At 63.3% G+C, this 12,101-nt stretch carries 11 protein-coding genes; 8 read left to right on the forward strand and 3 right to left on the reverse strand.

Annotated features, from left to right (window positions below):
- Nucleotides 1–126 precede the first annotated feature (126 nt).
- Nucleotides 127–357 (forward strand): hypothetical protein, encoded by a 231-nt coding sequence (locus tag ACLL97_RS03670; protein ID WP_411279120.1) that lies wholly within the window; start codon nt 127–129, stop codon nt 355–357.
- 121 nt (nt 358–478) lie between these two features.
- Here the strand turns inward: ACLL97_RS03670 and ACLL97_RS03675 are convergent, their stop codons facing one another.
- Nucleotides 479–934, reverse strand: coding sequence for a CoA-binding protein (locus ACLL97_RS03675; RefSeq protein WP_411279121.1), 456 nt, complete (start codon nt 932–934; stop codon nt 479–481).
- Between the two features lie 152 nt (nt 935–1,086).
- On the opposite strand from ACLL97_RS03675, the gene ACLL97_RS03680 reads away from it, so the two are divergent.
- Nucleotides 1,087–2,232, forward strand: a complete 1,146-nt coding sequence (locus ACLL97_RS03680; protein ID WP_411279122.1) for a saccharopine dehydrogenase family protein — start codon at nt 1,087–1,089, stop codon at nt 2,230–2,232.
- Nucleotides 2,233–2,921: 689 nt separating this feature from the next.
- On the opposite strand, the gene ACLL97_RS03685 is transcribed toward ACLL97_RS03680, so the two are convergent.
- Together ACLL97_RS03685 and ACLL97_RS03690 are read right to left on the reverse strand one after the other, a co-directional pair.
- Entirely contained in the window at nt 2,922–4,634 is a 1,713-nt protein-coding gene (locus ACLL97_RS03685; protein WP_411279123.1) for a methyl-accepting chemotaxis protein, read from the reverse strand.
- On the reverse strand, nt 4,634–5,821 hold the full coding sequence (locus ACLL97_RS03690) for an ABC transporter substrate-binding protein (protein WP_411279124.1): 1,188 nt from the start codon (nt 5,819–5,821) through the stop codon (nt 4,634–4,636). The genes ACLL97_RS03685 and ACLL97_RS03690 overlap by 1 nt, the downstream gene beginning before the upstream one ends.
- 312 nt (nt 5,822–6,133) lie before the next feature.
- Between ACLL97_RS03690 and coxB the strand changes: the two genes are divergently transcribed.
- The 6 genes from coxB to ACLL97_RS03720 all read left to right on the forward strand — a co-directional run bounded on the left by coxB (nt 6,134) and on the right by ACLL97_RS03720 (nt 11,979).
- Complete coding sequence (coxB, locus tag ACLL97_RS03695) at nt 6,134–7,456, forward strand: cytochrome c oxidase subunit II (protein WP_411279125.1); 1,323 nt, start codon at nt 6,134–6,136, stop codon at nt 7,454–7,456.
- A 29-nt stretch (nt 7,457–7,485) separates the two neighbouring features.
- Nucleotides 7,486–9,369, forward strand: a complete 1,884-nt coding sequence (ctaD, locus tag ACLL97_RS03700; protein ID WP_411279126.1) for a cytochrome c oxidase subunit I — start codon at nt 7,486–7,488, stop codon at nt 9,367–9,369.
- Between the two features lies 1 nt (nt 9,370).
- Nucleotides 9,371–10,066: a heme-copper oxidase subunit III gene (locus ACLL97_RS03705; protein ID WP_411279127.1), complete on the forward strand. Its 696-nt coding sequence runs from the start codon at nt 9,371–9,373 to the stop codon at nt 10,064–10,066.
- A gap of 7 nt (nt 10,067–10,073) precedes the next feature.
- Entirely contained in the window at nt 10,074–10,418 is a 345-nt protein-coding gene (locus ACLL97_RS03710) for a cytochrome C oxidase subunit IV family protein (protein ID WP_411279128.1), read from the forward strand.
- 104 nt (nt 10,419–10,522) lie between these two features.
- A complete protein-coding gene (locus tag ACLL97_RS03715; RefSeq protein ID WP_411279129.1) occupies nt 10,523–11,443 on the forward strand; it encodes a cytochrome c oxidase assembly protein in 921 nt (306 codons plus the stop codon).
- Nucleotides 11,443–11,979: an SRPBCC family protein gene (locus ACLL97_RS03720; protein WP_411279130.1), complete on the forward strand. Its 537-nt coding sequence runs from the start codon at nt 11,443–11,445 to the stop codon at nt 11,977–11,979. The genes ACLL97_RS03715 and ACLL97_RS03720 overlap by 1 nt, the downstream gene beginning before the upstream one ends.
- The last annotated feature ends 122 nt before the right edge of the window (nt 11,980–12,101 follow it).

The raw sequence follows: 12,101 nt of genomic DNA on the forward strand, positions 1-12,101 counted from the left end.
CGGGGCGGCCCCAGCGTGAGCCGGCCTCGTTCTGAAAGCCCGTGATGAAATCTTCGTAGCTCACTCGGCATCACCTTCCTCGACAAGGCGACGTCGTTCCCGCCGGAGTGGCGTGGCGACGCGCTGGTGGCGTTCCACGGCAGCTGGAATCGCGACGTGCCGACCGGTGCGAAAGTGGTCCGCATCCGCGTGAAGAACGGCAAGCCGGTGAGCTACGAAGATTTCATCACGGGCTTTCAGAACGAGGCCGGCTCACGCTGGGGCCGCCCCGTCGACTTCGCGGTGCTGCGCGACGGCAGCGTGCTGGTGAGCGACGATTCCGGCAATACGATCTTCCGGGTGACGGCGTCGAAGTAGTCAAAACGCCGATTTCAGCACCACACGAGGGCCCGCCAGATTCTGGTGGGCCCTCGTGCGTTGTGCGGTCCAGCACAAATAGACCCGGCCAGTCCATCGGGCTTTCGCTTTTAACGCGCGTCTATTTTCCCATTTTCCGCAGCTCCACGAGCATGCAGTGGTCCTGCACCACGTCGATCCCAGCCTTGGCGAGCGTTTCCGCAACGGCCTCGTGACGAATGCCGAGCTGCATGAACACCAGCTTTGGTTTCACGGCCAGGATGGCGTCGAGGTGCGGCGGGATGTCAGCAGGGCGGCGGAAGAGCTGCACGATGTCGATCGGCACCGGGATGTCGCGGAGCGAGCGATAGGCCTTTTCTCCGAGCTCCGAGACCATGTCCGGGTAATAGACCGGTACCGGAATGATCGTGTAGCCGGCGCGCTGTGCGTATTCGGGGACGTAGTACGCGGGCGCATCGGTGTCGGCCGGCTTGATGCCGACGACGGCAACGGTCTTCAGCGCGGCCAGCGCGGCGTGAATGGCGGGAGGGTCGGTGAGCAGGTGCCGACGCCAGGCGTCGGACTCGGTGGTCGTCATCAGTTTTGGGTGCTGTGATATGACGGAACGCGGAATGCTGAGCGCTTCGGTAAATTCCCGACACTCGCGCAGGATTCCTACCCTGCACTCTCAATTTCCGAGCCGCTCCGCTGCGCTCATCAGTGCGCGTGCGGCAGAACTGACATTCGCATATGCGTTTTCTCGTCCTTGGCCGCGGCGCACAGGGCTCAGCCTGTGCGTTCGATCTGCTTCGCAGTCCTGGCGTCACGGAGGTGCGGCTGGCCGACCTCGACGTGTCGTCGCTGCCCTCGTTTCTGCCGACGGATGATCCGCGCCTGATCCCGGTCTCGGTGGACGTCCGCGACCATGAGGTGATGCTGCGCGAGATGGGCAAGGTGGACGCAGTGTTGAGCGCGATCCCGTACTACTTCAACGGTGAACTGGCGGCGCTGGCGGTCCAGTCGGGTGTGCACTTCGCCGATCTCGGTGGCAACACGGAGATCGTGTTCAAGCAGAAGGAACTCGACGCCGCCGCGAAGCTGAAGGGCGTGACGGTGGTGCCCGACACCGGACTGGCTCCGGGCATGATCAACGTGCTGGCTGAGCATGGCATCCGATCGATGGACACGGTGGATCAGGTGAAGCTGTTCGTCGGCGGCCTGCCGCAGCATCCGGAGCCACCGCTCAACTATCAGATCGTGTATTCGATCGAGGGCGTGCTCGACTACTACTCGACGCTGTCGTGGGTCGTGCGTGATGGGAAGCGCGTGCAGGTCGAGGCGCTGTCGGAGCGCGAACCGGTGGAATTCGCGGCGCCGATCGGCACGCTCGAGGCGTTTCACACCGCCGGCGGCCTATCCACGATGGCGTGGCGCTATGAAGGGAAGATCCCGGTGATGGAGTACAAGACGCTGCGCTATCCGGGGCACGCGCGCATCATGGCGGCGATCCGCGATCTCGGTTTGCTTGGCAACGACGCCGTGGACGTGAAGGGACAGCAGGTGGTGCCGCGTGATGTCTTCGTGCGCGTGGCCGGTGAGCAGCTGCGCAAGGGCAAGCCGGATCTCGTCGCGCTGCGGGTGGTCGTGCGTGGCACCAAGAACGATGTCGCGAGCACGCGTTCGTGGGAGGTGCTCGATCGCTCAGATACCGAGCACGGGATTTCCGCGATGATGCGCACCACGGGCTACACGCTGTCGATTTGCGGTCAGCTGCAAGCCAGTGGGGCGATCGCCGCGGGGGTGCACACCCCTGATGAGTGCATTCCCGCTGAACGCTACTTCGCCATGCTCGGCGAGCGCGGTGTGATGGTCACGGAGCTTGCCGCCACCACCTGAGCGCGCTAGCGCGCAATGGTGGCAACAGGTTCAGTAGCACGCCAACGTTTCGGCATTGAAACGGTGTACGGTGTCGATGTAGGTGGGGAACGGAGTCGTGCGGCCTAGTCTCGACGTGAACGGCGCGGCACAGCAGGTCGGCCTCTTGCGCCGAGGTGCGCGGGACCGTCATGCACCGAAGCGCAGCCACATCCTGAGTGGTGGCTCAGCGCACCCCCCTACTACGGCGCGATGCCTGTATCCATCATCTTTTGGATCTCCGGGATTTTGTGTGAAGGAATCTCGGGCGACACCCTCGCAAAGCGGCGTGACGGCGGCCGGCCGCTGAAACGCATGGACACACCACAGGCGTGTCGGCAAGTGGCCGAGGTGCCGCGGGCGATGCGGCCTGCGGCGGGGCCGGCGGTAAAAGACCGGACTGCCAGCGGCCTTACCGCGGATTCACGCGAACACGACGCGGATTGGGGTCGCGCGAGACGGCGAAAGCCGGCACGTGGTTGTTCACGGTATTGTCGGTGATCCGCGTGGGGTCCGCGTCAATTCGCGGTAAGGCTGTTCAGCGACACTTTGGCCAAGATTCACTCACACGAGATCCCGAAGAGTCCATAGTTTTGTTGTTCGTAGCCGATCTTCGCGCGAAGAATAGCCCTCAGGAATTCTCGTGTAAAAAACGTTAAGCCGCGACTGAATCAGGTTCTGAATTCGCCGATCAATCCGCGTACGCGAAGGGACGCCGTCTGCAGCATTTCGGCGGTCGCCGACACTTCCTGCGCGGAGGCCGAGGTCTGCTCAGTGCTGGCCGCTACCTGTTCGGCGGCCGCCGCGTGACCTTCGGCCGTATCGCGGGCGCTGGTAAGGGATTTCTGCACCGCGCCCAGCGACTGACGGTTCGCGTTCACCGCCGTCGACACGCGGGCCGCGGCTCCTTCCACCTGCGCCACGGCGTGTTCGATGCGCGACAGCGCCTGGCCGACGCCCTCGGCTACCGTTTCCACGTCTTTCAGGCGGTTCGCCCCCGAGTCGACGGCACTCGAGGCGCTGGCGATACGCGCCCGAATGCGCTTCACATTCTCCGTGACTTCGTTGGCCGCGTTCGCACTCTGCTCGGCCAACGCACGCACTTCCTGCGCGACCACGGCGAAGCCACGGCCGGCACTGCCGGCGCGCGCCGCTTCGATCGCGGCGTTGAGCGCCAGGAGATTGGTCTGCGTCGCGATTTCGGAAATGACACTGACGAAGTCGTCAATGACACTGGTCGCGTCCTTCAGCGACACCATTTCAACACGCGACGCCGTCACCACTTCGCGAGCACCAAGCAGCGTGTCGATGGCCAACTGCACCTGATCGCGGGTGCTGTTGGTCGTGCCGCGAATCTCGCGTCCCACGCGATCGGTTTCTTCTGCCGCTTCGCCGATCGTGGCGCCGACTTCTGCCAGCTGCTTCACGTTCAGACTGGCGTTATTGAGCGCGCTCAGTTGCACGGTGGCGCCATGCGAGATATCCATCACGGCCGTCGTGACGTGCTGCGACGACGCAGCCGCAGACGAGGCCGACGCGCTGAGCTCACCGGCGGCCAGGGTCACCTGATCGGCCTCATCCTGCACGCGGGACAGCAGTCGGCGGAGCCGCTCGCGAGCTTGTTGCATTGCACCTATCAGCTCCGCGTACTCCCGCGCCACGCTCGATACGCGCAGGTCGACACCGGGATCGCGCAGATCACCGGCGCCGATCGCCATCATTTCATCACGTAGTCGAACCAGCGGAGCGGTCACGGCGCGTGCGGTGGAAAGCCCGAAGAAGGCCGCCACACCGAACGCGACTGCGACGACGATGGCGAGCAGCATCTCGGCCCGCCAGAGACCATCGCGCATGCGATCCATCGATTCTTCCGCGCCGCTGCGGGCGGCACGACGCAGCGCCTGCAGCTCCGTCTCGATCGCCTGCATATCACGACTCGTCTGCTGCAGCACGCGTTGCGCATTTGCTTCATTGCCGACCACCTGCCACGCGTGCGTGACGGCAATGCGAACCTCCATCGCGGCCTGCAGCGTCCCGATCGCCTCGAGTCGCCGGCGCTCGTCAGCGCGCAGTACGCCCTGATTGAGCGCGTCGCGACGGAGCTTTTCGGCTTCGGCGACAAGCGTTGTATACTGCGCTTCGTCCTCGGGCGAACGACTGGTGAGATATCGCAAGCCGGCGACCAGCTCACGCAACACCGTGGTGGTGGCCTGTTCGGTAAAATCGGAGCGATCGGCCAGCGCGCGCACGGTCGCTTCCGCTTCCGAGTTGCTACGGTTGAGGCCATACCAGCCCAGCACCCCGGCCACGAGCAGCAGGCCGATGGACGTGCCGAAGCCGGCGATCAGACGGACGCGAATGGTCGCGAGTCGCATGACGGACATCAGTCGGCTCCTCCATCGGGCGTGTCTGTGCTATCCGCCGCGGCGTCGAGGTTTCCGCGCACGCGGTCTACTCGCACGATGACGACGCTGCGTCCTTTGATGTCGTGATTGCGTTCGAACGCGATGCGTCCGGCGACGCCGTCAACCGACGGCGCGCCATTGCCGATCTTCTCGAGAGCGATCCGCAGGGCGGCTCGCGTGCGAGCACCACTGATGATCGTGCGTCCCATGACCATCGCGGCGTCGTACGAGAGCGCGGCGAACATGTCGGGGTCCTGCTTGAAGCGTTCGCGATACCGCGAGAGGAACCACAGCGCCTCGGGGCTGGTGGCCCGATCGGCGCGGAAGAACGCGACGTAGCGCGCCCCGATCGCGTCGGCGTGCTGATTGATCTGCTCAACGCCGTCTCCGCCGATAAATGGAGCGGTGACGCCATGCGCCTTCAGGGCGCGAAGAAACGCGAGCGCATCGCTTGCATCGCCCGGGAAGAGCACGACGTCGGGGCGCATCGTGGCGAGGAGCTGCGCGTACGCATCCCACTCGGTAACGCCGGTCAGATACGGCTCGCGCGCGAGGATGGTGGCGCCGTTCCTGGTGAACGCCTGCGCGAAGGTGCTGGCCCAGTCGCGGCCGTAGGAATCGTTGCGATAGACGATCGCGGCCCGCTTGGCGCCAAGGGAATCGAGCGCCCACTGCGCGGTGAAGCGTGCGGCGTCGTTGTCGCTCGGGGCCACGCGGAAGAACCACGGGTTCACGCCACTGAGTTGCGGCGAGGACGCGGTGGGCGAGATGGCGACGACGCCGTTGACGCCGGAGTGCTCGGCGTCGGCGTAGACGGGGATCGCCTCGATGGTATTTCCGCTTTCCGGATGTCCAACCACGGCGATGACATCAGGGTCCGCGCTGAGTTGCTGGGCGACTTGGACGGCGCTGGCTGAGCCGAGTTTGGGGGGTCGGCTGCGAAAACGGAGGGAGGAGGCAGTATTGAGGCGTTCGACGGCCAGCTCCACGCCTCGCACGACGCGATCGTAGCCCGGGCTGCCGGGAATGGCACCAACGCCAATCAGCATCGTGCCGTCGCCGCTCTTCTGGGGGCCGTCTGAGGCGCGACAGGCCGCCAGCGAGAGCAGGAGGGACAGTGCGGTAGCGGCGGCGCGCGTCGGGATGGCACATCGGTTCGGGATCACGAGCGATGGACGATCTGCTGTCGCGTGCGGAAACGGGTTTGCCAGCTTACTGGGCTCTCCCGCCCGCGGCGTGCTCGTGCGGACGTGTTGAGAGTAGAGACCGGACCGTACTTGGACTCAAAAACCAACAAAAACACTTAAAGACAGTTACTCTCCTGATCGAAAATCAGCGAAGTATGAAGCCGATGTTCCGATTTGCTTGCGGCAGCCGGAAACGTCGGTTTAGCATTCGCCATGCGATCACACGATCGGCCTTCTCGGATCGCGCGCGACTGCGCGCACAGGCGTCAATCCATTCTCTCAGGAACCGGCATGGTTGGCACGTTCCGCCCGCGGCGGATGACATCCGTCGCGCTGCTGGGCGCTCTGGCCCTTGGGCTTGCAGCGTGCGGCGGCGACTATCCGAATTCGACGTTCAATCCGAACTCGGACTTCAACGCAGCGATCGATGCGCTCTGGGACAAGCTGCTCATTTGGGGCACGCTGGTCTTCATCGCTGTCGAAGCGGCTCTCGTCTACACCATATTCAAATTTCGCCGACGTCCTGGCGGCGGAATGCCCAAGCAGGTGCACGGCAATACCGCGCTCGAGATTACCTGGACGGCGATTCCGGCGGTCATCCTGATCTTCATCGCGATTCCGACGGTTCGCACGATTTTCAAAACGCAGGCCAAGGCGGCGCCAGAGGCACTGCAGGTCGAGGTCATCGGGCATCAGTGGTGGTGGGAGTTCCGCTACCCGCAGTACGGCATCACGACGGCCAACGAGCTGTATCTGCCCAGCGGCCGGACGGTGAATTTCCAGCTCAAGACGGTCGACGTGTTGCATTCCTTCTGGATTCCGCAGATGGGCGGCAAGCGCGACTTGATCTCGAATCGCACCAACTATCTGTGGTTCACGCCGAACAAGGAGCTTCCGTCGTCGGCGTGGAACGGCTTCTGTGCCGAGTTCTGCGGCCCGTCGCACGCGAACATGCGGTTCAAGGTGTTCACGGTGACAGACGACGAGTTCGGGCAGTGGGCGGCGCATCAGAAGCAGCCGGCGATTTTCCCGGCCGTGGCGCTGGCGCCTTCGGCGGCCACTCCCGTCGGCGCACCAAGGGTGGCTCCGGTTCCCTCGGGCACGGGCAGCACGCCGCGGCTGCAGCTGGCGTCCGCGACGATGCCTGCGGACACGACGGCCCCGGGCGCTCCGGTGCCGGTGTGGGTGTTTCCGAAGGAGAAGCTGGAAAAGGACTTCGCCTTCACCATTCCGAAAACGCCGCTCACCAACCAGATCAGCTACGACGACGCGCTGCTCGGCAAGGGTGACGCCGAGCGTGGCCGTCAGCTGTATGGCAAGTCGAGCTGCATCGGCTGTCACGCGATCGCCGGTACGCCGTTCAACATGGCGGCGATCGGTCCGAATCTCACGCACGTGGGTTCGCGCCACACGATCGCCGGCGGTCTCTATCCGAACGACACGAAGCATTTGTCGTACTGGATCAAGAGCGCGCCGCACATGAAGCCCGGCTCCATCATGCCCTCGCTCGGCAAGGGTGTCACGGATCCGAAAACCAAGATGGTGGTCAACGTCGGCGGTTTGACCGACGCGGAGGTCGCGGACATCGTCGCGTACCTCCAGGCCCTGAAGTAAGTCACCGTCACCGCTGACCAACGACACCGATGGCAACCATCGCTGCCGCGCCCCCGTACACCGAAGTCAAGTCCGCGCCGTCTACCAACGGCGTCTGGTCGTGGCTCACCACGGTGGACCACAAGCGCATTGGGGCGCTTTATCTGATCACCGGCCTGTTCTTCTTCGTGGTCGGCGGCCTCGAGGCCGCCGTGCTCCGTGCCCAGTTGGCGACGCCGAATGGCAATCTCGTTTCGTCCGAGATGTACAGCCAGCTGTTCACGATGCATGGCACGACGATGATCTTCCTCGCCGTCATGCCGCTTTCGGCGGCCTTCTTCAACTTCCTGATTCCGCTGCAGATCGGCGCGCGTGACGTCGCGTTTCCGCGGCTGAATGCGTTCAGCTATTGGATCTACTTGCTCGGCGGCGTTTTCATCACGCTGCCGATCCTCTGGTCGATGGCGCCGAATGGTGGGTGGTTCGGCTACGCGCCGCTCAGCACGAAGGCGTACTCACCGCAGCACAACATGGATTTCTGGGTGATCGGTTTGCAGATCCTCGGTATTTCCTCGCTGGCGGCCGGCTTCAACTTCATCACGACGATCATCAACATGCGGGCGCCCGGTATGACGCTTATGCGCATGCCGATTTTCACGTGGATGTCCTTTGTGGTGCAGTTCCTGGTGGTGCTCGCCTTTCCGGTGATCACGGTCGCGCTCGTGTTCCTGCAGTTCGACCGCTTCTTCGGCACGAACTTCTACACGATCGCCAAGGGCGCCGACCCGCTGCTCTGGCAGCATTTGTTTTGGGTGTTCGGTCACCCCGAGGTGTACATCCTGATTCTGCCGGCGTTCGGGCTCGTGTCCGAAGTGCTGCCGACGTTTTCGCGCAAGCCGCTGTTCGGGTACCCTGTCATGGTGTACTCGGGCATTCTGATCGGCTTTCTTGGCTTCGGTGTGTGGGCGCACCATATGTTCTCGGTGGGCATGGGTCCGATCGCGGACGCGGTGTTCTCGCTCACGACCATGCTGATCGCGATCCCGACCGGCGTAAAGATCTTCAATTGGATGGCCACGATGTGGGGCGGCCAGATTCAGTTCACGGTCGCCATGAAGTTTGCGGTCGCGCTAGTGGGCATGTTTACCGTCGGCGGTATCTCGGGCGTGATGCACTCGTCACCCCCGGCCGACCTCCAGCAGACGGATACGTACTTCGTCGTCGCGCACTTTCACTACGTGCTCTTCGGCGGCTCGGTGTTCGGCCTATTCGCCGGCATGTACTACTACTTCCCGAAGATCACCGGTCGTTTCCTGTCGGAGAAGCTGGGTAACTGGCACTTTTGGATTTCGTTCGTCGGCATGAACCTGACGTTTTTCCCGATGCACTTCAGTGGCCTCCTTGGCATGCCGCGACGTATCTATCGGTACGACGAGGGTCAGGGTTTCGACTTGTTCAACGCCATGTCGTCGGCCGGAACGCTCATTCTCATGATCGGTACGCTGTTCGGTCTGATCAACGTCTGGAAGAGCTGGAGGAATGGCCGGATGGCGTCGAGCAACCCATGGGGGGCTGCGACGTTGGAATGGACCATTCCGTCGCCGCCGCCGGACTACAACTTCGCCGATCTGCCGCAGGTGAAGTCGCGCTATCCGCTCTGGAACATGAAGGGTGGTGAGCAGCTCGTGCACGAGACGACGTACGAAGAGGAGAAGGGTCGGCACATCCCCACGTCGCAGGAACTCGGTATCATCATGCCGAATCCGTCGATCTGGCCGCTGGTCACCGCCTTTGGTCTCATCGTGATGTTCGGCGGGCTCCTATTCATGGATGCGAGTGTCCCGACCGCGGTCGCCGTCATGCTGGCGGGTACGGCGCTCTGGGTCGGCTCGCTGTACAACTGGCTGCTCACGCCGCTCGAGGATCACCACTAAGATGACCGCCACTACGGCCCCAACGACCGCCGCTCACGGCGACGACCACGCGCACGGCGGCGGCCACTACACCTCGTTAGGACTCGACAACCGCAAAGTCGCCATTTGGACCTTCATCGGTTCCGAGTGCATGCTGTTTGCGTCGTTGATCTCGACGTATCTGATCTACAAGGGAAAGAGCCCGGAAGGCCCGTTCCCGCACGAAGCGTGGACAAGTCCGACCACCGGCGAAGTGTTCAAGCCGATCCTGAACATTCCGATCACGTCGGCCTCGACATTCGTGTTGCTCATGTCGTCGCTGGCGATGGTGTTGGCGCTCGCTGCTGTGCAGAACCGCGACCTGCCGAAGCACAGCGCGTGGGATCGCATTCTCGGTTCGTCGAAGATCTGGCTGTGGGCCACATGCCTGCTCGGTATCACGTTCCTCGGCTTCCAGGCGTACGAGTTCACGTCGTTCGTGCACGAAGGACTCACGATCCGCACCAACTTGTTCGGCTCGAGCTTCTTCACGCTCACCGGCTTCCACGGCGCGCACGTCACCGCCGGCGTGCTCTGGCTCTTCACCTTGCTGGCGATCGACTACAAGCGTGGTCTCAAGCCATCGGATGCCCTACTCGTTGACATCTGTGCGCTGTACTGGCACTTCGTCGACGTCGTGTGGATCGCGATCTTCACGCTCATTTACCTGATCAAGTGAGGCGGTGATGGCTGACCATTCTCCGGCTGCGGGACACGCCCACGACGAAGCGCACCACCCGACCTGGACCACGTACTGGAAGATCGCCGTCATTCTCACGGTGATCACCGCAGTCGAAGTCTCGGCGTACTACATCCCGGCATGGGAAAACAGCTGGATTTATGTGCCCAGCATGTTGATCATGTCGGCGGTGAAGTTCTGGATCGTCGTGATGTACTACATGCACCTCAAATACGATCACAAGCTGTTTCGCTCGCTGTTCACGGGCCCGCTGATCGTGGCCGGCCTCACGCTGGTTGGGCTGTTATTCCTGTTCTCGAAGCTTGTGTTGCGGCTTGGTCTGCTCAGCTAACCGCTGAGTCGCCGATCGCCAGAACAAGTGACCAGTCGTCAGCGTTCAGCTGGTGACTGGTCACTGTCAGTTCTACCCCGCCCACTGCCGTGTAAATTTCAGAGATGATCGCGCTGCTACTGCACCCCGCCGCTCAGCTGAGCTGGTCGAATTTTACGGTCCACCCCAGTACGGCGATCGGTATCGCCGCCCTCGGGGCGGCCTACGTGTGGCGCGTGCGGCAGGGGCCGTCGGCCATGGACCGCGTGCCGATCACGGTTTCGGACATGGCGAGGGCGACCAGCGCGCAGCTCGATGCCGCCGCCGCGCCGCAGGGGCCTACACCGGGGCAGCGGGTGAGCTTCGTCACGTCGCTCCTGCTGCTGTTCCTGACGCTGAACGGGCCGTTGCATGATCTGAGCGACTACTACCTGTTCAGCGGGCACATGGTGCAGCATCTGATCCTCACGCTGATTGTGCCGCCGCTCATGATCATCGGCACGCCTGGCTGGATGCTGCGTCCGTTGCTGCGGAAGCCGTCGGTGTACGCGCTGGCCCGCAAGAGCACGACGATCGCCGCCTGCTTCGTGATCTTCAACGTGGTGCTCTCGTTCTGGCATCTGCCGCCAATGTACAATCTGGCACTGGCCAACCACCCGATTCACATCCTGCAGCACCTGATGTTCATCGCGGCGGCGGTGCTGATGTGGTGGCCGCTCACGTCGCCGCTCCCGGAGCTGCCGCGCGCGCCATACCCCGCGCAGATGCTGTACTGTTTCGTGATGGTCATCCCGATGTCGGTCATCTCGATCTACATCGCGATGGCAGATACGCTGCTGTACCCCGCGTATGCCGTCGCCCCGCGCATCATGGGGATCACGCCGATGATGGACCAGCAGTACGGCGGTCTGATCATGTGGATTCCCGGTGGTGTCTTTTTCTACGCGGTGATGACGGTGGTGTTCTTCAAGTGGTCGCAGCGCGGCGAAGATGATCAGGAGAGCGCGCAAGTGGGTTGGGTACCTTCACCGGACGCGCTGACCTGATGGCCGGCAAGAAGTCGGTCGCCAGGCGACATGTGGGCAAAGACGCGCCCAGGGTCGCGCCCAAGAAGAACGCCGCCGCGGCCGAAAAGAAGTTCGGCAAGGCCGCTCGCCAAGCCGCCGAGAAGGGCGGCAAGAAGCCCGGCGCGTGGCGCGACGCCGAACAGCCGCGCGCTACGCGTGTCTCGCACGCGGCGGCAGCCACACCGCCGGAAGCGCTGGGCACAGTGGCGGTGACGGTGTCACGCACGCTCGATGCGTCGCCGAGTGAAGTGTTCCGCGCGTTCAACGACCCCACGCGCAGACAATGGAGCGGCGCGCTGGGATTCCGCGTGGTCAGCGCCGTCGCGCCGCGCTTTCTGCGTCTGATGATGCACGACGGCACGTTGGTGAGCGTGTCGGTCGGCCGCCAAGGCAACGCCCGCTGCGCCGTGGATCTCGAGCACTCGCGGTTGCCGAACGCCAGTGACGGCGAGCGGATGAAAGCGGAATGGCGCGACGGGCTAGCGAGGATGGCGGAACAACTCGACGGGTTTTAAAACTGCAAAAAGCGCTAGGAATTACGGGCGCTAGGAATTACGGGCGCTAGGAATTACGGGCGCTAGGAATTACGGGCGCTAGGAATTACGGGCGCTAGGAATTACGGGCGCCAAGAGTCAGG

Origin of the sequence: Gemmatimonas sp., from assembly GCF_046594945.1 — a bacterium.
In the GTDB taxonomy this organism is placed as follows: domain Bacteria; phylum Gemmatimonadota; class Gemmatimonadetes; order Gemmatimonadales; family Gemmatimonadaceae; genus Gemmatimonas.